Origin of the sequence: Rhodanobacter sp. C05, assembly GCF_002001165.1 — a bacterium.
Lineage (GTDB): Bacteria > Pseudomonadota > Gammaproteobacteria > Xanthomonadales > Rhodanobacteraceae > Rhodanobacter.
In genome coordinates, this window is the sequence record NZ_MUNQ01000016.1 from 76,410 (window position 1) to 96,751 (window position 20,342).

Annotated in this window: 21 protein-coding genes; 10 read left to right on the forward strand and 11 right to left on the reverse strand. The window is 59.3% G+C overall.

What is annotated here, in order from left to right; translation table 11 throughout:
* Positions 1–89 precede the first annotated feature (89 nt).
* Both B0E51_RS13630 and B0E51_RS13635 read left to right on the forward strand, forming a co-directional pair.
* Entirely contained in the window at positions 90–1,517 is a 1,428-nt protein-coding gene (locus B0E51_RS13630) for a bifunctional enoyl-CoA hydratase/phosphate acetyltransferase (protein ID WP_077445427.1), read from the forward strand.
* Between the two features lie 3 nt (positions 1,518–1,520).
* Positions 1,521–2,720, forward strand: a complete 1,200-nt coding sequence (locus tag B0E51_RS13635) for an acetate/propionate family kinase (protein WP_077445429.1) — start codon at positions 1,521–1,523, stop codon at positions 2,718–2,720.
* 75 nt (positions 2,721–2,795) lie between these two features.
* On the opposite strand, the gene B0E51_RS13640 is transcribed toward B0E51_RS13635, so the two are convergent.
* The 6 genes from B0E51_RS13640 to B0E51_RS13665 form a co-directional block, all read right to left on the reverse strand.
* The gene (locus tag B0E51_RS13640; protein WP_077445431.1) at positions 2,796–3,128 is read right to left on the reverse strand and encodes a hypothetical protein; all 333 of its coding nucleotides are present in this window, start codon (positions 3,126–3,128) and stop codon (positions 2,796–2,798) included.
* 87 nt (positions 3,129–3,215) lie between these two features.
* A complete protein-coding gene (gene phbB / locus B0E51_RS13645; protein WP_077439573.1) occupies positions 3,216–3,962 on the reverse strand; it encodes an acetoacetyl-CoA reductase in 747 nt (248 codons plus the stop codon).
* A gap of 132 nt (positions 3,963–4,094) precedes the next feature.
* The gene (locus B0E51_RS13650; RefSeq protein WP_077439572.1) at positions 4,095–5,237 is read right to left on the reverse strand and encodes an ABC transporter permease; all 1,143 of its coding nucleotides are present in this window, start codon (positions 5,235–5,237) and stop codon (positions 4,095–4,097) included.
* Positions 5,234–6,739: an efflux transporter outer membrane subunit gene (locus B0E51_RS13655; RefSeq protein WP_077439571.1), complete on the reverse strand. Its 1,506-nt coding sequence runs from the start codon at positions 6,737–6,739 to the stop codon at positions 5,234–5,236. Before B0E51_RS13655 ends, B0E51_RS13650 begins: the two co-directional genes overlap by 4 nt.
* Positions 6,717–7,802: a biotin/lipoyl-binding protein gene (locus B0E51_RS13660; RefSeq protein WP_077439570.1), complete on the reverse strand. Its 1,086-nt coding sequence runs from the start codon at positions 7,800–7,802 to the stop codon at positions 6,717–6,719. The genes B0E51_RS13655 and B0E51_RS13660 overlap by 23 nt, the downstream gene beginning before the upstream one ends.
* Complete coding sequence (locus B0E51_RS13665; RefSeq protein ID WP_077439569.1) at positions 7,799–8,494, reverse strand: ABC transporter ATP-binding protein; 696 nt, start codon at positions 8,492–8,494, stop codon at positions 7,799–7,801. The genes B0E51_RS13660 and B0E51_RS13665 overlap by 4 nt, the downstream gene beginning before the upstream one ends.
* A 168-nt stretch (positions 8,495–8,662) precedes the next feature.
* Between B0E51_RS13665 and B0E51_RS13670 the strand changes: the two genes are divergently transcribed.
* Both B0E51_RS13670 and B0E51_RS13675 read left to right on the forward strand, forming a co-directional pair.
* Complete coding sequence (locus tag B0E51_RS13670; protein ID WP_254424525.1) at positions 8,663–9,418, forward strand: response regulator; 756 nt, start codon at positions 8,663–8,665, stop codon at positions 9,416–9,418.
* A 9-nt stretch (positions 9,419–9,427) separates the two neighbouring features.
* Positions 9,428–11,461, forward strand: a complete 2,034-nt coding sequence (locus B0E51_RS13675) for a PAS domain-containing hybrid sensor histidine kinase/response regulator (protein ID WP_077445435.1) — start codon at positions 9,428–9,430, stop codon at positions 11,459–11,461.
* A 6-nt stretch (positions 11,462–11,467) separates the two neighbouring features.
* On the opposite strand, the gene B0E51_RS13680 is transcribed toward B0E51_RS13675, so the two are convergent.
* Positions 11,468–12,316 (reverse strand): helix-turn-helix domain-containing protein, encoded by an 849-nt coding sequence (locus B0E51_RS13680; protein ID WP_143525925.1) that lies wholly within the window; start codon positions 12,314–12,316, stop codon positions 11,468–11,470.
* Between the two features lie 87 nt (positions 12,317–12,403).
* On the opposite strand from B0E51_RS13680, the gene B0E51_RS13685 reads away from it, so the two are divergent.
* The gene (locus B0E51_RS13685; RefSeq protein ID WP_168170400.1) at positions 12,404–12,835 is read left to right on the forward strand and encodes a CBS domain-containing protein; all 432 of its coding nucleotides are present in this window, start codon (positions 12,404–12,406) and stop codon (positions 12,833–12,835) included.
* Positions 12,836–12,993: 158 nt separating this feature from the next.
* Here B0E51_RS13685 and B0E51_RS13690 read toward each other — a convergent pair whose 3' ends face one another.
* The gene (locus B0E51_RS13690) at positions 12,994–13,797 is read right to left on the reverse strand and encodes a universal stress protein (protein ID WP_077445439.1); all 804 of its coding nucleotides are present in this window, start codon (positions 13,795–13,797) and stop codon (positions 12,994–12,996) included.
* Positions 13,798–14,020: 223 nt separating this feature from the next.
* On the opposite strand from B0E51_RS13690, the gene B0E51_RS13695 reads away from it, so the two are divergent.
* Together B0E51_RS13695 and B0E51_RS13700 are read left to right on the forward strand one after the other, a co-directional pair.
* Positions 14,021–14,569: a GNAT family N-acetyltransferase gene (locus B0E51_RS13695; RefSeq protein WP_077439563.1), complete on the forward strand. Its 549-nt coding sequence runs from the start codon at positions 14,021–14,023 to the stop codon at positions 14,567–14,569.
* 33 nt (positions 14,570–14,602) lie between these two features.
* Complete coding sequence (locus B0E51_RS13700) at positions 14,603–15,487, forward strand: universal stress protein (protein ID WP_077439562.1); 885 nt, start codon at positions 14,603–14,605, stop codon at positions 15,485–15,487.
* A 233-nt stretch (positions 15,488–15,720) separates the two neighbouring features.
* Here B0E51_RS13700 and B0E51_RS13705 read toward each other — a convergent pair whose 3' ends face one another.
* From B0E51_RS13705 to B0E51_RS19310, 3 genes are read right to left on the reverse strand one after another with little or no spacing between them, the layout of a single operon-like run.
* Complete coding sequence (locus B0E51_RS13705; RefSeq protein ID WP_077439561.1) at positions 15,721–16,599, reverse strand: universal stress protein; 879 nt, start codon at positions 16,597–16,599, stop codon at positions 15,721–15,723.
* A 21-nt stretch (positions 16,600–16,620) separates the two neighbouring features.
* Complete coding sequence (locus tag B0E51_RS13710) at positions 16,621–17,058, reverse strand: universal stress protein (RefSeq protein ID WP_077439560.1); 438 nt, start codon at positions 17,056–17,058, stop codon at positions 16,621–16,623.
* Between the two features lie 32 nt (positions 17,059–17,090).
* A complete protein-coding gene (locus B0E51_RS19310) occupies positions 17,091–17,276 on the reverse strand; it encodes a hypothetical protein (protein ID WP_139350346.1) in 186 nt (61 codons plus the stop codon).
* A 328-nt stretch (positions 17,277–17,604) separates the two neighbouring features.
* Here B0E51_RS19310 and B0E51_RS13715 point away from each other — a divergent pair, with 328 nt between their 5' ends.
* The 3 genes from B0E51_RS13715 (at position 17,605) to B0E51_RS13725 (ending at position 20,227) form a co-directional block, all read left to right on the forward strand.
* Positions 17,605–18,195 carry a universal stress protein gene (locus B0E51_RS13715; protein ID WP_254424008.1) on the forward strand — a complete coding sequence of 197 codons (591 nt, stop codon included), beginning with the start codon at positions 17,605–17,607 and terminating at the stop codon, positions 18,193–18,195.
* 15 nt (positions 18,196–18,210) lie between these two features.
* Positions 18,211–19,596: a divalent metal cation transporter gene (locus tag B0E51_RS13720; protein WP_077439559.1), complete on the forward strand. Its 1,386-nt coding sequence runs from the start codon at positions 18,211–18,213 to the stop codon at positions 19,594–19,596.
* Positions 19,597–20,026: 430 nt separating this feature from the next.
* Positions 20,027–20,227 carry a hypothetical protein gene (locus B0E51_RS13725; protein WP_077439558.1) on the forward strand — a complete coding sequence of 67 codons (201 nt, stop codon included), beginning with the start codon at positions 20,027–20,029 and terminating at the stop codon, positions 20,225–20,227.
* Positions 20,228–20,342 lie beyond the last annotated feature (115 nt).

The following is a 20,342-nucleotide window of genomic DNA, read 5'->3' on the forward strand; positions in this document are numbered from 1 at the left end:
ACATCAAGAGGCCAACTTGATGCCGATCAATAGTGTAGCCTCGATGGCCTCTCAGAATTAACTTGCTCAGGGGTTGAGGTCACCTACTGATGAACGCTTCGACTTCCCTGGTGCGGCCGCTGATCGAGAACCGCACTTTCGACGAGATTGCCATCGGCGACAGCGCCAGTCTGAAGCGCACGCTTACCCAGCGTGACATCGAATTGTTCGCGGCAATGTCGGGCGACGTGAACCCGGCCGAGATGGACCCTGCCTACGCGCGCACGGATATGTTTCACCATGTGATCGCCCACGGCATGTGGGGTGGCGCGCTGGTCTCCACCGTACTCGGCACCCAGCTTCCTGGGCCGGGCACGATCTACCTTTCGCAGGATCTGCACTTCCGTGCACCTGTCAGCCTGGGTGACACGATCACCGTCAGCGTCGTCGCCAGGGAAAAGGATCCGGCAAAGCATCGCATCACGTTCGACTGCCGCTGCAGCAACCAGCATGATCAGGACGTGATCCTCGGCACGGCCGTCGTACTCGCACCTACCGAGAAGATTTGCTTTGCATACGACACGTTGCCAGAAGTACGCGTCATCGACCATGAGCGTTTCCATGCGCTGATCGCACGTGCCGCCGGTGGCACTCCCGTGCCAACCGCCATTGCCCATCCCTGCGATGACGTATCACTCATCGCAGCGATCGAGGCGGCAAAGGCGGGGCTTATCGTGCCGATCCTGGTCGGCCCCGCGGCGAAAATCCGCGCGGCCGCCGAGCGTGGCGGTCTGGAGATCGGCAGCTATCGACTGATCGATGCGCCGCACAGTCATGCCGCAGCGATGCAAGCGGTGGCCCTGTTACGCAATGGTGAGGCTGGATTGCTGATGAAAGGCGCCCTGCATACCGATGAACTGATGCACGCGGTGGTCGCCGCCGATACCGGATTGCGTACGGCGCGCCGGCTCAGTCATATCTACTTGATGGATGTCCCCGATTACGCGCGTCTGTTGCTGATCACCGACGCCGCGATCAACATCGCACCGTCGCTGGCCGACAAGCGCGACATCATCCAGAACGCCATCGACCTAGCCCAGATCTTGGGTATTGCAACGCCGCGTGTGGCCGTCCTTTCGGCGGTGGAAACCGTCAATCCCGCGATCCCCTCGACGGTGGATGCAGCCGCGCTCTGCAAGATGGCCGAGCGCGGGCAGATCGAAGGCGGTATCGTCGATGGCCCGCTGGCCTTCGACAACGCGGTCGACAGTGATGCGGCACGCCAGAAGGGCATTGTTTCGCCCGTGGCCGGTAACGCTGATATCTTGGTCGTGCCCGACCTGGAATCGGGCAACATGCTGGCCAAGCAATTGACCTTTCTGGCCGGTGCCGACGCCGCCGGTGTAGTGATGGGTGCCCGTGTGCCGATCATCCTCACCAGCCGCGCCGATACGCCGCGTGCACGCATCGCCTCCTGCGCGGTGGCGGTACTCGTCGCCCGTGCGCGTGCCGGGACGCCTGCAGCAGCCGAGCACTGAGCGATGCCCAAGGCTATCCTCACGCTCAACGCGGGGTCCTCCAGCATCAAGTTCGCGCTGTATGAGCTCGACGCCGGCGTGGCACTGCAACAGGTATCGCACGGCCAGATCGAAAGCATTGGCGTCGCGCCACATTTCATCGCCCGGGCCACGGATGGCACCGTGTTGAGCGAGTACCGCTGGACATCGAGCGCCACGCTGGAGCACGAGGCGCTGCTCACGCCGCTGCTTGCGTGGATTACCACGCATCTGGGGCAGGAGGCGCTATGCGCGGTCGGGCATCGTATTGTCCACGGCGGCAGTACCTATAACCGGCCGGTCTATCTGGATGCGCAGGTAGTCGCCGACCTGACGAAGCTGACGCCACTCGCCCCCTTGCATCAACCGCACAACCTCGCGGCGGTCCGCGCGATTGCGCAATTGCGCCCCGAGCTTCCGCAGGTGGGGTGCTTCGATACCGCGTTTCACCATGGCCTGTCGGCGGACGCCGCACGACTGGCGTTGCCGCGCAGGTACGCGGCAGAAGGCGTGCGGCGCTATGGATTCCATGGGCTCTCCTACGAATATATCGCTGGCCGTTTGCGTGAGCAGGCTCCAGGATTGGCGGCCGGTCGGGTGATCGCGGCGCATCTGGGCAATGGGGCCAGCCTGTGTGCTATGCACAACGGTCAAAGCGTCGACACTACGATGGGATTCACCACGCTCGATGGACTAGTGATGGGCACGCGCTGCGGCAACCTGGATCCCGGTGCAGTGCTCTATCTGCAACAGGCCCACGGCCTCTCGGCGACCGATGTCGAACACATGCTCTATCACGACAGCGGGCTGTTGGGCGTGTCTGGCATCAGCAGTGACATGCGCATGCTTCTGACCAGTGACGATGCCTGCGCGCGTGAAGCCATTGATCTTTTCGTCTTCCGCATCGCACGGGAAACTGGTGCGCTGATATCCACCCTCGGCGGCATCGATGCCCTGGTCTTCAGCGCCGGCATCGGCGAGCACGCGGCGCCGATACGCGCCGCAGTCTGTGCCAGGCTCGGCTGGCTGGGGATCGAGTGTGATGCAGAGGCCAACAGTCGCCATGCAGCACAGATCAGCACTTCGAACAGCCGTGTGCCGGTGTTCATCGTCCCCACCGATGAGGAAGCGATGATCGCTTCTCACACTGCGCATGTACTGCAAAACGCGCGGTCACCTGTTTGAAGTGTCATCGAGGTGGCTGCTGACCACCGACATTCGCTGGGTTGATATCCGTTTCCCCGTTTTATTTTCGCCAAACTAACGTGCCTTGGCGCATGCAGCCTTGCCCTGTTCCAAGGAACGCGATGGCGACAGCGTGACGGGACTTGTCGATCCTCCCTGTTCCTCACGCCTGGAATACACCATGTTGCCCATGCCAAACATCGCCAAAGTGAGTGTCGCCCATGCGTTGAGGCACTCCGCGTAAGGGTTGGCTGCAGGCATCACCCATTGCGTCATGAGGCTGGTGGCATTGGCGACGGGATCTGTCCAGGTAAGCGCGGGCGACGCGAAGGGGCCGATCTGACTACCGATCAGGGCCAGTAGTTCGGGTGGTTGGAAGGCGAACGGTGCAAAGGGCATGGCGCTCATGACTTGCTTCCTCGTAATAGATGCATATCGTCCATGGGTTATTTCGGTTCGATGGGCTTTGCCGACATGCGGACGGCAACACAGCTTTCAGTACATGTGCTGACCGCCGTTCATCGCGACATTGCTTCCTGTCATGAACGCCGCCGAATCACTGCAGATAAAGCCCACCAATGCCGCGATTTCCTCCGGCTGCCCCAGTCGCCCCACCGGAATCAGCGGAATGATCTTCGACTCCAGCACCTCCTTGGGCACCGCCGACACCATACGCGTCGCGGTATAGCCAGGCGATACCGTGTTCACAGTGACACCGTGGCGCGCGACTTCCAGCGCCAGTGACTCGGAAAAGCCATGAATGCCAGCCTTGGTCGCTGCGTAATTGCATTGACCAAACTGCCCCCTGGTGCCATTGATCGAACCGATATTGACGATGCGCCCCCAGCCCTGCTCCACCATGCCGCCGCAGAACTGCTTGGTGACGTTGAACATGGAATCGAGATTGGTATGCATGACGGCTTCCCAATCGTCCTTGCTCATCTTCAAAAACCGCCCATCGCGGGTGATGCCGGCGTTGTTGATCAGGATGTCTACCTTGTGGCCATCCTTCGCAATTGCCTCGGCCATGCGCTGGCATGAAGCAAATTCGGCGACATCTACCGGATAGGCCTTGTACTGGTATCCCGACGAAGCCTGATGGTCCAGCCACGCACCGACACGATCATTGCAGGGTGAATGCGTCACCAGCACGGTATCACCGGCATCGTGCAAGACTTTGGCGATCGCTTCGCCAATGCCCCCCATGCCACCAGTCACCAAGGCCACATGCTTAGTGGTCATGACCTGCCTCCCCAGCGGCCGCGTTGTTGAACATCTTGAAAAATCGTCACATCGCACTCCGTCGTATTGAGTGGACGATGCCATTGGGATGCAGTGCTCTTCTTGACCAAGGTCAAGCAATGCGTCGATGTTCTAACCACGGAAGATATCGAACGGCTCGACCTTGAGCACCTTGCGGATGCTGATGTAGCTCGAGACCGCAGCAATCAGCACCACCATGCCCAACGCAAGCCCGAGGTTGGCCATGGTGACCAGCGCCGCATAGTCAGGCAGCCGAGCCTTGGCTACAGCAATCAACAACGTGCACAGTCCGATACCCAGGCCATAACCGGTAAGGCTGGTGAAGGTCACCTGGAACAGGATCATGTAGGTCAGTTCGTAGCCTTTGGCGCCGATGGCCTTCAACGCACCGAACTTGTCCAGGTTTTCCAGCACGAAGGTGTAGAAGGTCTGCGCCGAGATCGACAGGCCGACGATGAAACTGATGATCGTCATCAGCATGATATTGGTGCCGATGCCGGTCTGGTATTTGTAGAAGTCCGCAATACGCTGGTCGAACTCGTCCTTGGTCAATGCCAGATAGCCCAACTGCGCGACCTCCTTCTTGATTTCCGGAATATCGCCAGGGCTCTTCGGCTCGACCAGGATGTAGGAAATCGTGAAACGCGTACTGGGGATGTATTCGATGGCGCGGCTGTAGGTGGTGTAGAGCGTCGGTATGCCGAACAGGCCGAAGGAATTCACCTTGGCGATGCCGACCACCACGCCGCGATTGTCATTGAGCTCGAATTCCTGTCCCAGCCCCGGACTGCCCAACTTGCCGTACTCGGCATCGTCGACCACGAAAAACCCGTTGTCGGCGTAGATGTCCTCGACATTGCCCTGCTCCAGCCTGGGGCGGCCAACCAGGCTGGTGTCGTCCAGGCCCATCACCGTCACCGCCTGATAGGTGCCGTTGCGCAATTTGACAAGGGCGCCGCCGGAGTACAGCGGCACGGCATAGTGCACACCGTCGATGCTGCGCACTGCATCGAGCAGGTAATCGGGCATCGGGATGCTGCTGGCAACCGTCTGCACGGCAGGATCCATGACCCATATCGAAGCGCCCACATTGGTAACCGTGGACGCCGAACGCGACAGGATGCCGGCGAACAGTGAGGTCATCATCACCATCAGGAACACCGCGAAGGTGATGCCCAGCAGCAAGGCCGAGAACTTGCCGCGGTCGTTGACCAGCAATTTATAGGCGAGCTTGAAGATACCCGCGTATTTCATGGCTGCACCCTGCTCGCCTGCGCGGCATGTGTCGATGCAGGCATCGCCTCGGTATGCGGCGCCTTCCACCAGCCGCCGCCGAGCGCCACATAAAGTGCGACGGCATCCTGATAGCGCTGGGCCAGCGCCTGCACATAAGCCATCTTGCTCTGCCGGTACTGTTCATCGGCGATCAGCACATCCACATAGTTCACCAGGCCAGCCGTATAGTTGGCCTGGATCAGGCTCAATGCCTGCGCAGCATCGCGGGCGGCCTCGTCATTGGCCTGCATCGCTTCCGCATCGTGCTGCAACGCCTTGAGCACGTCGGCGACCTGCTCGAACGCGGTGAGCACGGTGCCGCGATAGTCCTGCAGCGATTTCTGGTAGGCGTCGATCGCCGCCTTGCGGTTGTACCAGCGCGTGCCACCCTGGAAAACCGGCATGCTGATATCTGCCCCTGCGCTCCAGTAACGGCCCTGGCTCTTGCCGAGCGCGCCGGTAGTATTGGCGGCTGATCCGTCATCACCGCCCAGCGTGATGCTCGGAAACATCGCGGCCGTAGCAACGCCGATTTCGGCGCTGGCCTCATGCAACTGGGCTTCGGCGGCAAGAATGTCCGGTCGCTGATGCACCAGATCGGAAGGCAGGCTGACCGGTAAGCTGGCGGGCAGATGCAGCGCTTCGAAGCGAATGGCGGGAAGCTGCGACTCGCCGGCGCTTTGCCCCAATAAAGCGTGCAGCAAGTGATCAGCCTGATCGCGCTTCAGTTCCAGCGATGCCAGTTGCGCCAGGTTCGATGCACGTGCGCTGCGCAAGGTGAGCAAGTCGCTGTAAACCTCGGCACCGGACTGTATGCGTGTATCGACCAGCCCGAGTTGCTGCGTCTGCAACGATACCAACCCATGCATCACGTCGATTTCGTCGGCATAGGCCTGGCGTGCGATCGCAGTATTCACCACATTGCCGGTCAAGGTCAGATAGGTGCCTTCCATGGTGTATCGATGCATGTCTACTGCGGCGTGCAGGCCCTCTACCGTCCTGCGCTCGCTGCCGAACAGATCCAGCGCATAGCTGACGGTAGCGCTGAGGGTGAAGAGATTGAAGATACCGCCGATGCCATGCTGGCCGAGCATGGAAGGAGATGTTCGCTCACGCGTAGCATCGGCACCCACACCCAATTGGGGGAAGAAAATGCCTTGCCCTGCGCGCAGGTTGTCCTGGCTTTCGCGCAGACTGGCCTGAGCCGACTGCAGGCTCGGATTGCCGGCGATAGCCGTACTGACCCATTGATCGAGCTCGGATGAGCCAAACAGGTGCCACCAATCCGCGTCAGGTGACTGCGACAGATCGAAATGCTGGGTCTGCCCGATCGCCGTCACGTCCCCCGGCAGGTCGCCGCTCGGCAAGTAACGCGCGACAGCGGGCGCGGACGGCTTCGTGAAATCCGGCCCGACAGTGCAGGCGCCCAACAGCAGCACGGTAACCGCCGCGGCGATACTATTTTTTAGCCACGTAGACATCGACCAGTTGCCCCGGATAGATGGCCGCATCGGCGGGTTTCTTGAAGCGGAAGATGATCGGCAGCACGCGCAGGTCCACGCGCTCCAGGCGCTGGTCGGAAAGCTCGATCTTGGGTGTCACATACGGCTGCATGCGCACGAATTCGAGCGGAATTTTCAGGTTGCTACCGCGTACCGACATCTCCGCCTTTATATGCGCCAGCGACGGCAGGCGGTCGACCAAAATTTCGTCGATGAAGCAGCGCACGGACAGATAACCTTGCGGTCCGCCCATCACGATGATCGGGTCGTAACCCTGGGTATAGGCGTCGTACGCGCCTTGCGCCGATACATAGCTGCCCAGTGCCGTATTCATGGCCAGCACGATGCCGTCGGCCTGCGCGCGTATCGTGTATTTCTGCAGCAGCGCATCGGAGGCTTGGTAGGCCTGTTCCAGGGCGTTGTATTGCATCTGCTGGTTGCGGATGTCGTAGCTCCACGCGCCGGCCTTGGTCAGTTCGTATTGGCGGCGTGCAAAGCCGAGATTGGCCTTGGCGACTTCCAGTGCATCTTTATCGTTGTCGAGGGTGTCCTTGCTGACTGAACGCGGGTCGATCGCATAGGAAAGACGCTGCTTCTCGAAGGTATCGCTGGCTGTTTTCTGACTGGCCTCGGCCTGCGCAACCTGCGCGGTGGCGACCGCCAGCGTTTCCCTGCGCGGCTGCGCTTGCAGTTCCTGCAGAGTGGCAAGCGCTGCGTCGCCCTGACGCTTCTGTTGCTCGGCCAGAGCCAGCTGCACCGAGTTGTCGATCACCAGCAAGGGCTGTCCAGCGGCGACGTGATCGCCTTCGTGCACTTGGATCTGCGTGATGCGCCCGGACACATCCGGGTAGATATTGATGTTCTCGCCGCTGCCCTGAGAGCTTTCCACGATGCCGTTGGCGTAGATGCCATTCGCGTAGGAGTTGGTGGCCGGACTGAACACGGGTGGTTGAGCCGCCTGCTCCCGGCCGTAGAAGTAGGCGCTGGCGATCGCTATCAACGCACCCAGGGCGGCCACCAGGAAAATGATCCGGTTTCTCATAAGGCTTTCTCCGTCCCAGCCGTGATGCATCCGTCTTCCATGTGCACGACACGGTCCGCGAATTCGAGAATCCGCGCGTCATGGGTGACAATCAGGACACAACGGGTGGGATTGAGTACGTGCTCACGCACGAACTGCACGATCATGCGGCCGGTATCGCCATCAAGCGACGCGGTTGGCTCATCGAGTATCAGCAATTCCGGGTCACCAACCAGCGCACGAGCGATGGCGACACGCTGCTGCTCACCACCACTCAGCTTGACCGGCGGCAATTGCCCACGATCCTTCAGGCCGACAATGGCCAGCATCCGCTCACCCTTACTCAGCGACGCATTCCAGTCTTCCCTGCGCAGCACCAGCGGAATCGCCACGTTTTCAGCCGTGGTGAGCTTGGGAAACAGATGGAAGTCCTGAAATACGAAGCCGATCGTTCGTAGCCGGAATTCAGCAAGATCGTTGGCGCTGAGCTGCCACAGGTTGGCACCCTTGACTTTCACGGTACCTGAGCTGGGGCGCAGGATGCCCGAGATCATGCTGAGCAAAGTCGTCTTACCGCTGCCTGACGGACCAACGATGAAAAGCATCTCGCCGTAATGCGCTTCAAAGGTCGCCCCGCGCACGGCCAGCGTCGCGGCAGCCCCTTCGCCGAACGACTTGGTCAGACCGGTAGCTTGAATGGCCGCGTTTTCCATGGCGTAACTTTAGGCAGCCGCGGCCCTGGCCCATTTGAGCGAAGTCAATTGAATTCGCATTCAAGTTGCCGCGTGCATCAGGCAGCTACTGCAAGCCAACCGGCGCTAGCGTATGCTCTGGTCGGAGTGTTCCGTTGAATCAGGCACCACGGGGGATCGGAGTTTCAGATGGCCATGTCGCTTAGTCCTGCGTCGTCTGCGATGGCGCCGACACATCTGCTGGTCGTTGATGACGATACCGAGATTGCCCAGATCCTCAGCCGCTACTTCGGCAGCCATGGCTTTCGTGTCAGCACGGCCGGTGACGGTGCCCAGATGCGCCGCGTTCTGGACAGCGAAGCCGTGGATATCGTCATGCTCGATCTGGGGTTGCCTGGCGAAGATGGCTTCAGCCTCACCCGCCATCTGCGTGAGCATTGGCATGGCCCGGTGATTATCGTGACCGGACGCGGCGAGTCGGTGGATCGCGTCGTGGGCCTGGAACTAGGCGCGGACGACTACGTCACCAAACCGTTTGATCTGCGCGAGTTGCTGGCACGCGTGCGCAGCGTCCTACGTCGCACTGCACCGCCAGCCAAGGCATCAGACGTCAAAGCAGGCCATCCCTGGCGTCTGTCGTTCGATGGCTATGTGCTCGATCCGCGATCGCACACCTTGTCCGGACCGCAAGGCGAACCGATTCTGCTGACCAGCGGCGAATTCACGTTGCTCGGGGTTTTCGTGGAACACGCCAATCAGGTCCTTACCCGCGACCAGTTGATGACGCATATCCATGGCCGTGATGCGGGACCGTTTGATCGTTCGATCGACGTGCAGATCGGCCGCCTGCGCCGCAAGATTGAGCCCGATCCCGCCCGTCCTCAACGGATCAAGTCGATCCGTGGCACGGGCTATCTGTTTTCGTCGACGGTCCAGCGGGTATAAGGCAGCGCCATGTTCAGCAAGCAAGCTCCGGACGCGAACCTGTTCCGTTCATTATTCGAGATGGCACCGGACGCGATGATCGTGGTCGATCGGCAGGGTGTCATCGTGCTGACCAATGCGCATGCGGAGCGCCTGTTCGGCTATGGAGCAGGTACGCTTGCCGGTTTGAAGGTGGAAGCGCTGCTGCCGGCGGCGCTGCGGCAAGCGCACATCGCACATCGCACCCATTACATGTCCAACCCGCGCGAGCGTCCGATGGGCGCCGGCTACGAGCTGACCGGCGTACGCGCTGACGGCCAATCCTTTCCCGTGGAAATCGGCTTGAGCCCGGTCGCTGCATCGATGGGAACGCTGTATGCAGCATCGATCCGCGATATCTCCGAAACGCAGCGTGCACGCCAGGCCCTGGAACGCGCCCGCTTTGACGCTGCCATGGCCCAGATGGGTCGGCGTCTGCTTGAGGCCACGCATCACAAACAAGCCATCGGCGAAATGCCCGAGTTGGTGGCAACTACCCTCGATATTCCCGCAATGGCGATTCTGCTGACCGACCCGCGCCATGTCCGCTTGCAAGTCCCCGCCTCGATGGGTCTGCCTCAAGCCGTGCTGGAGAGCTTGTCGGGCGATCCCGCGCTGCATGCCATGACACGTAGCGCGACGCCGGATGTCGATGATCAACCACCCGCGCAAGGCGCCGTCATCGAAAGCCTTCGCCGCATATGCCCTTCCTTGAGCGGCGATTACCAAGACGCCGCTCTCGTGTTTTTGCCCGATAGGCATGGACCCTTGGGGCTGCTGTTGGCGCTGGCTCGCCAGAAGGGCTATTTCGACCGGGATCGACTGAATTTTCTACAATCAGTCGCGAACATTCTGGCCGCATCCATTCAGCGTGAACGCAGTGAAGAACAGCTGGCACATGCGCAGCGCCTCGATGCGCTCGGTCAGCTCACTGGCGGCATTGCGCATGATTTCAACAATCTGCTGACGGTGATTTCCGGCAACCTGCAGCTGCTGGAGGCCGACATGCCGGACGATCAGGCAACGCGGGAAACCGTCGAAAGCGCTTCACGCGCCGTCGAGCGCGGTGCGGCACTCACCCGCAAACTGCTTACCTTCTCACGCCGCCAGCATCTGTTGCCGCATGCCGTCCAAACAGTGCAATTGCTGGCCGATCTGAGCGACATGCTGGGCCGTACGTTGGGCGAACGTATCGTGGTGACCGCCGAGTGCGCCAAAACTACGCCTGCGGTATACGCGGATTCGGGAGAACTGGAAGCGGCATTGATCAATCTGGCACTCAACGCGCGCGATGCGATGCCGCGCGGTGGACGCCTCGGCATCACGGCACGCTCTCATAACGTCGTCAGTGTCGAGGAAGATGCCAAGCTACAGCCTGGCTCGTATGTCGTCTTTGCGGTATCGGATAACGGTGTGGGTATGCCGCCGGAAATCCTGGCGCATGTGCTGGAGCCTTTTTTCACGACCAAAGAAGCCGGCAAAGGCAGCGGACTCGGCCTCAGCATGGTATACGGCTTCGTAAAACAGTCAGGTGGACACCTCAATATCGAGAGCCAGGTAGGTTTCGGCACGCGCGTTGAGCTTTATCTGCCTGTTGCTGTCTCAGCCCATACCGAAGAACCATTGGTCATGACGTCGCGTCAGGGCCACAAAACAGTACTGGTGGTGGAAGACGAATCGGAAGTACGGCGCGTGGCTATCGCTTTTCTGCGCACGCTGGGCCACCCGACTTTCGAGGCCAACGACGCCACCACCGCACTTGAGCGATTGGCGGAACATCCGGAAATCGATCTGCTCTTTACGGATATCGTGCTGGGCGGAGACATGACGGGTTTCGAACTTGCAGCGCTGGCACGGGAGCGGTATCCACATCTTCCCGTGCTTTTCACTTCCGGGTACGAATACGCCGCAATGGATATCGATACCTCTGCTTCCGGCGCCTTCGAACTTCTACGCAAACCCTATCGCCGCGAACAGCTTGGTGCGGCCATGCGTCGTGTGCTGGATCGGGACGTCAGTACCTGATATCGCTCAGTTCAGCGCGGTGCTTATCCCGGCCATCGAGCGCAGCCCATCGACATCCAACACCCGTACTTCGCGGCGCTGCACGTCGATGTAGCTTTGATCGTGTAGGCGCGACAGTGCCCGGCTTACGGTTTCATGCTTCAGGGCCAAGAAACTGGCCATGTCGATACGGCTCATGCGCAAGATGAAATGCTTCGCGCTATAGCCCAGGCGTGCATAGCGTGCAGCCACGTCGAGCAGAAAGGCGGCAACGCGGCGTTCGGCGGCCAGCGTGCCCAGCATCAGCATCCATGAACGGTCGCAACGAATTTCCGCCGCCAATGCTGAAGTCAGGCGTGATTGCAGCTCCGGCATGTGCAGACAGGCCCGCAACACCGCCGGATATGGCAGTTCCCAGGCTTCGCTGTCTTCCAAGGCGATCGCATCGCTGGAATAGGTGTTCAAGCCAATCGACTCCACACCGATGAGGTCGCCGCGCATGCGGAATCCGGTCACCTGTTCACGCCCATCCTCAGCCAGTTCGCAGGTCTTGTAGGAACCGGCATGTACCAGATAGATCGCCTGGAACGGCTGGCCGGCGTGATAAATGCCCTGCCCGGCGGCATGTTTGCAGCGGCGGACCGGAACGTGTTTGCGAATCGCGTCGATATCGATCCCCAGATCGTTGCAGGTGGCTGCCAAAGCCATGGACGCGTAAGGCTTGCCTACCGGTGTCGTGCGAACGTCTGTTGCTAGCAATGTCATGACACGTACCCCCGAGCTGCAGTTCATCTCGACTACGGGGGTGACTCTAGGTGCTGCCCGTAACGGCATTAGTTCGACTCGGCAACGGTTTGTAACGGTGTGTAACAGCACTCCGACTCGATCGACGCTTGATGCGCGTCAAGCCACCCCTATCGGGCCGGCCTAGGATTGATGGCGTATTTCAGCTTGGAGACCGCCATGCGCGCCGCCGATATCGGGACTTCCCGCGTCATCCAATTGAACGAATCGTCCACCATCAACGAAGCCGCCCGCACCATGCGCCAGCACGATGTGGGTTGCGTGGTGACGATGAAGAACACCCTGGCAGGTGTACTTCCCAGCGGTATCGTGACCGACCGTGATCTGGCCATCCGTTTTCTGGCCAAAGACCTAGGCGATGAAAAAAACTTGCACGACATTCAATCGCTGCCGCTGGTGACGTGTCACGCAGACGCGACAATCGATGAGCTCGTCGGCATGATGCTGGGCAGCCACGTCCGGCGCGTGCCGATTGTGGACGACGAAGGCCAGTTGATTGGCATCGTGTGCCTGGATGATGTGATGGCTGCGCTGGCCGAACTGATGCAGCGCGCCTCGCGCGCACTCACGGACGAACGTGAACTCGACTAAGTCGTTTCTCACCACGCGTTGGAGAGTATTCGACTGCGTAACGCGCCATGCGCCATGCTCAGCACCGATGCCAAGGCACCACACGGTTCCGGCGAAGGTTGCGCGTTACGTGGATACTCCCTTGCTGCGCGCGGCTTTCGCTCGAATTGCGAACGCAATCAATGCGCCATGAGCACCGGCAATTGGGCGTGTTCGAGTATATGGCGCGTCGTGCCACCGAGAATCAGCTCAGTCATCCGCGAGTGACCCCAGGCGCCCATCACCAGCAGGTCCGCATGCATGGCATACGCCTGATTGAGCAGCGCTTCACCGGCCTTGGCCGTCGACGGAAACGGCTGAGTCGAATGCAACTTGATGCCTTGCCTCGTGAGCCAATCACGCGCCGGGAGCGGCGGCGGCGCGAAACCAGGCAACTCGTCGCTCGAACCATCGATCAAGCACACCATTTCGGCCTCACGAAGGAATGGCACGGCGGCGCGCAATGCGCGCATGGATTCCTGCGTGCTGTTCCAGGCCACCACGATTCTTTCCTGACGGAAGTTTCCCTCCCACTTGGGCGGAACGAGCAACATCGGTGAGGCGGCTGAAAGCAACACACGCGTCACATAGTCCATGCCCGAGGGGTAGCCGGCCTCACGATTCGGCAAGCGGCTAACCGTGATATCCGCCATGCACGAACGCCGCGCCAGTATCGGTACGTACACACCGCGGATCACCTCCCAGCCACCTTGAACACCGTGTTCGCGGCATAGGTTCATCCACCAGGCATCGCATTGCTTGGCTTCAACCTCCTCCGCATCCAGCACAGCCATAACATCGGGCATGTACATGGAAGACGGAAAGACCTCGACGATATTGAGCCCCGTCGCATAGGCATTATGGCGGCTTGCCAGTGCCAAGCCCGTTCGCACTACGGGATTGTCGTTGCTCATCTCTTCAGTGTTGACGAGGATCTCGAACATAACGGCTCACCTTAAGCAGGATCGACATACCAACATTCATCCAGGCGCTGGTAATGCGTCTTGATCTGGGTCAACCGTTGTCGACGCGACACCGATAAGCGGGATCCATAGGTGCGATTCCTGTTTCACTTGACCGTCGTCAAGTGCTTACAAGCGCCAGCCCGCTAAAAGATAAGTGTGGCCCCTAGCAAAGGGCTTCCTACCAAGTCGCGAGGTCTTCGCCATGTCTTCCACTACAAAACAACCCCAGGCCGCTCTTGAAGGTGATCACTGGATCGAACCCCTGCGTGACGGAACGCGAGTGCTGGTGCGGCCACTACAGTCGAAGGATCGCGCCATGGAAGAAGAGTTCATTCAGCGGCTTTCACCCGAGGCACGACGCTTCCGCTTCCTGGGTGACTTCAAGGAGCCCGACAAGGCCCTGCTCGACCATTTGATGCATGTGGACTACGTCCACGACATGGCTTTCATAGCGATGGCGCACGACAACGGTCATCTGCGCGAAGTCGGCATAAGCCGTTATTCGACCACCGGCGACGGCCAGCAATGCGAATGCGCCATCACGGTGGCCGACGACTGGCGCAATCGCGGCTTGGCGGTCGTTCTGATGCGCCATCTTATCGACGTCGCGCGCAAGCAAAAGCTGACCCGGATGTTTTCGATCGACGACGTCAACAACGAACAGATGCGTGAACTCGCCAAGTATCTCGGATTCAAGCGCGAATCGCATCCGGACGACCCGCGATCGGCGGTGTACTCGCTGACCCTGTGAAAGCCCGTGCATTCCCCTGCTGGAGACATCGCCATGCTCGCCAACAAATCTCATGAAACTTCCTATGCCAAGTCGAACGCGGCAAAGCACCCCGCGTCGCAATTCCACGACATCCTCGCCCTTGTCACATCCACCGGTCCGTGGAGTGCGGCACTCCTGAGCGCCATTGATCTCGCGGCACGGTGGAATGCGAATGTCACCGGCTGCTATGTACCTCCCAGCCTGCGCGAACAGCGCGCTTATGAATCCGATCCCACAGTGATAAGCTTGTTGACCGATGGCGAGTACAACTATCCCGACGAGTCCGCCGCCTTTCATGCCTTCGCCAAGGAGCTCGGCGCGCAACATACCTCATGGGTCGTGACGCATACGGCGATTGCGCCTACGCTGCGCAAGCTCGGTGCATGGCATGACCTGGCTATCATCGAACGCGACATGGTCGGTGAGACAGGCGTGTTCGATATTCTCGGTGAAGGCATGTTGAGCAGCCGTGCACCTTGCCTCGTGTTGCCTCCACACTGGGACGATACTGTTAGCTTTGATCGCATCGTGATTGGCTGGAACGGCACCGTCGAAGGCACCCGCGCTCTGCATAGCGCGTTGCCGTTGCTTCAGCTCGCCAAACAGGTGATCCTGGTCAACGGTGAAGTGCGTACGCCTTACGCCGACCAGGTCGGCGTGACGGAACCGGATCCCATCGTCTACCTGATGCATCACGGCATTGCCGCAAAGCCACATTACATCAACGTGCCGTCCATTGAAGCCGGCAAGTGCCTTCTGCAAAAGGCGCACGAAGTGCGTGCAGACCTTCTGGTGATGGGGGCTTATGGGCATTCACGTATCCGTGAACGCGTGCTCGGCGGCGCAACCCGGTATGTCATGGCGAACGCCGACATTCCCGTCTTTATGCAACACTGATTCAAGCAGAATGGTGCCTTCGCCAAATATGCAGTCGACACGGCCGCCTACGTGGCACGCCTTCCCGGCGTAATCGACACAATGTCGATTACGCCGATTCTTTGCACTAGCGTCACGGCCTACAAAAGCATCAAGAAACCCGGTTCACACCCTCGCGAATGGATCGCCATCTCGGGCATTTATTGGCGGCCATGGCCATGCGGGAGGGAGGAAGCGTTGATGTCGGTAAGCGCTCAGTGCTGCAGCAACATCGGTATCTTCGCGTTCTCGAGCATGCACCTGAACACACCGCCCGCTACCCGTTCACGAAGACGTGAATGGCTGAATGCGCCAAGCACAAACAAATCGGCACGAAGCTGTTGCGCCTCCCATATCAAAGCGCCACCGACGATCGCCACGTCACCATCAATTCGACGCTGATGCGCCGTTACACCATGTTGCGCGAGAAACCGATAGGGATCGAACTTGGGTAGGTCAGCATTGTGATCGCCATCCTCGTCTGTCCCATCCAGGATCCAGACCTCTTTGGCATCCAGCAGAAATGGCATCGCTGCGTGAATGGCGCGGGTAGCTTGAGGGCTTCCGTTCCAGCCGATGACAATGCGTTCGAAGGACGACGAGACTGTGCATAGCTTTGGCAGGAGGACACAAGGCAATCGGCAGGCCCATAAAAGATGGGTCAGAAAGGTCAGCAACTCGTTCGCTTCCATCATGTCGCTTTCAACAACCGCCAGATCGTGCCAGGCGGCGAGCTGCGTGATGGCGCTTCCAACATCGGCTTGCACGGCAGCCCAGTTCGTCTTGGCGACGCCGTTCTGGTTAGCAAAAAGCGTGAAGTCGGCTGCAGTCGGTGTACTGAAAAGAACATCGTCGCATCCCAGTGCGTGCATCGTCGACTCGACATCCAACACACTGAAATCGCGCAACATGGGGTCGACGTAGCAGCCTGTCAGCACGGACCCATAGCGTGAAGCCAACGAAGCGCCCATCACCGCCGCTGAGCTCCAGGGAGTACTCGCCGTCAGAAAAGCCACGATATTTGGGATCGTCATCGCGCCTCGCACGTGCGATTTATCATGATCGGAAATGGGCATCTCTAGCAGTTCAGCCATAACGTCTCTCCTTTTCTGACATCAGCGACAAACAAGCAACGGAATTTCGGCGCAGCTCAGCACCTTGTTGGTTTCGCTACCGAGTACCAGATGGTCCCATCCCGTGCGACCATGCGTCCCCATCACGATCAGATCGCAATCGTACTTTCGGGCCGCACCAATGATGGCGCTATAGGGGCGTTCGTCGAATGCGTAGTTGCCTTTAAACGGCACATCGGCCTCCCTGGCCAGTACGTGGATCGCCTCAAGCTGCTGCTGCGCGCGACCGATCGCTTCCTCGTGATAGTCATCTGAAGCGTGCCGAATCAGATCGGAAAAATAGGAAACGGCCGCCAGTGGCGCCAATACGTGAAAGGCATGGACGCGCGCGGCGATCTGTTTGGCCATTGCGATGCCAAGGCGGGCAGCCCGTAGCGACTGATCCGATCCGTCGATGGGCAGGAGGATATTCTTGAACATCGCGCACCTCCGAGGCTGGGTGGACCGTTGGATTACTTGCGTGCGTCGTTGATCAGGCTGAGCACCAGTGCCACCGAACAGATGCCGCCGATCCAGTCCGTCGCTGTCCAGGTGAATTCGTTGCCTCTAACTACGCTGATCAGGGCGCTGGCTACAGCAATAAGCAAAAGACCGGTCGAGAGCATCGAAAACGCTGGCGCAGTTGATTGGCTTTTCATCGCACACCTCGCTTGGATATTGGTGCAACGGCATGCGAACTGTCACATGACACGTCATCGTTTCTTACCGGCATCCGTTTGAGCGCGTGTCCATCGCTTTTCAGACAAAAGAAATCGCTCGTACCTGCACGAAGCTGCCCACAAAAACGCTCAATCTTTACGACGGTACGTTTTGCGAGTACCCGATGCTTCAGCAAGTTCAAAGCGGTGCTCCTTTTTCAATCAACTCGCTGACAGCTTAGGCAAGCAGGCACGGCTCATCTTGATGTTGATCAACTGATCATCACCATTTCCTCTTTTTCGACGCGGCACGGGATTACTCAACGACTTGACCACGATCAATATCGCGGCAATTGCACCGGGCATCATGAAACTCGACGTGCCTGAGCGTAGGCGCGGCATCCCTAAGACTCTGGAGGCTCTACCCATGTTCGCCGCAACCGCCATGCACCGGGAATCCACCGAAGCGCAACCGAAGTCGCTATTCCGGCACTTGCTGCTTCCGATCGACGGATCGGATCTCTCGCTGCGAGCCTTCAGTATGGGCCTCGAACTGGCGAAGACATTTGACGCCAAAGTGCTAGCGCTGCACGTCGTGCCACCATTCAACTCCTTCGCCTACATGACTGAACTTCTTGCTGCTACAGAGCTGAGTTTTAGCCAGCAAGCAGTTCAAACCGCTTCACGCTACCTGGACGAGGCCAAAGCACTGGCCAAGGCTGCACAAGTGCCCTGCGAGTGCCACTACGCCTTTGGCGAGCGCCCCCATCAAGCTATTCTGGACGCCGTCAACGAGCATCATTGCGACCTCATCGTCATGGCCACCCATGGCTGGCATGGCTTGAATCGGTTGATGCTGGGTAGCGAAACGCAAAAGGTACTGCTGCAAAGCAAGATCCCAGTACTGGTTTGCCGGTAACCTAAGGGCAAGAGCATGCCTTTTCGATGGGATCCTAACACCCGCGTGGACCAAGCACCGCTCAAGCCGGTCATACGGAAAGACGTCGCATCGGAAAGCACCCCCGCTGTCGATCCTGGCGGCACGTCCTTGTACAAAACCTTGTGGCATCGCCTGAAGCAGCACCCGTTGGCACATGTTGGCCCCGGACTGATCACCGGTGTCGCCGATGACGATCCGAGTGGCATCGCTACTTATTCACAGGCCGGCGCACAGTTTGGTCTCAACATGTTGTGGACCATGCCACTAGCATTCCCGATGATGGCGGCCATTCAATCCATGTGCGCTCGGATCGGACGCGTGACTGGCAAAGGTCTGGCCGCGAACATCAAAACGACGTTTCCGCCTTATGTGCTCAAAGCTGTTGTAGTGCTGCTGCTGATCGCAAACACGCTCAATATCGCCGCGGACATTGCCGCGATGGGTGAGGCGGCAGAACTGGTCACCACGGTCGACCGGCACGTCATGACGGTCGGCTTTGTTGTCGGCATGCTCGCTCTACAGATCATCGTGCCGTACCACCGCTATGTGTTTTATCTGAAATGGTTGACGCTTTCGTTGCTTGCATACGCTGCCGTGCTCTTTACCGTCCACGTGCCATGGAAAGAAGTCATCTGGCACACGCTTTGGCCGCATTTCGTGCCGAACACGGACACCGCTACCATGGCAGTCGCCATTTTCGGCACAACCATCAGCCCCTATCTTTTCTTCTGGCAAGCGTCCGAAGAAGTCGAGGACATGCGCCTGAAAGGCGAAGCGCGACCGTTGACGCAAGATCCCGGTGCCGCGGCGTCAGAATTAACCCGCATCAAGTGGGATACCTGGAATGGCATGTTCTATTCGGACATCGCTGCCTATTTCATCATTCTTGCCACGGCGGTCACGTTGCATGTCGCAGGCATCACCGACATCACGACTGCCGCACAAGCGGCAAGCGCGCTTCGACCACTCGCCGGCGATCTTGCCTATCTTCTGTTTGCACTCGGCATCCTCGGAGTCGGCCTGATCGGCGTGCCGGTTCTCGCAGGCTCCGCCAGCTATGCTCTTTGCGAAGCGATGGGCTGGCAATGGGGCCTGGAACGCAAGGCCAAGGATGCACGTGGGTTCTACGGCGTGATCGCCGTCAGTGTACTTGCGGCCCTGGTCATTCAGTACTCGTCCATTCCGCCGATGAAGGCCCTGTTCTGGAGCGCTGTGATTAATGGCGTCGTTGCCGTACCACTGATGGTGGTGGTTATTCTGCTGGCTTCAAGGAAATCGGTCATGGGCACGTTTACCGCCCCAAGGCTCATCATCAGGATCGGCTGGATCTCTACCGTCTTTATGGGCGTTGCAGCCATATGGATGTTGATCGCCAGTTAGATCATCACTCAACAGAGGTCGGATTGGCCCAACTTCCATTCGCACACAACTCTGTTAGTCAGTGAATCGTGGGCGCTCGGTCGATCGAAAATAATTTCAGCCCTACATCACCCCATAGAGAGCAGCAGGAGCTCTCGCGTATGAGCTGACGCCGTCAGTCTTGCACCAACTCCATGGGAGAAATCGTGATGTACAACTATCCAGTACTCGAATGTCTTCTTGCATTCGCGATCGTATTTTCGATCGGCTTTTTGTTGGCTAAGAGCAACCATAACGGTGACGCCGTGGCGTTGCCGAACGGAGTGGCTCACATATGACGCCACCATGCCCCCAGTGCCACACCGCGTTCGTCGTCCCTCGACGTCGCGCGCAAACCACGGCAGCCGCCATCGGCGGCATCGCTGGTGCTATCCAAGGTGCCTCCAGCGCGATGACGGACGCAAAGGAAAACGATGATCCGCTGGGTGTCATTGCTAGCGCGATCCTCGGCGGCCTGCTCGGCGGCGCAGCGGGCTGTGTAGCAGGTTCGGCAATCGGTGCGCCGATTGACCAAGCCCTACCCGACAACTTTCGTTGCCAGGCCTGCGGCCATGTATTTGATGCCAATCGCACTGATCCGGTTTTGACGTAGCGCCCCAAAAGCCAGCCGCATCGAGCCAACCGGGCTCGGGCCCCCATTTCTTTTCATCTTTCCTGACGACTTCGCATAGAGCCCGGCCTCACGGCCGGGCTCTATGCGTTTGTGC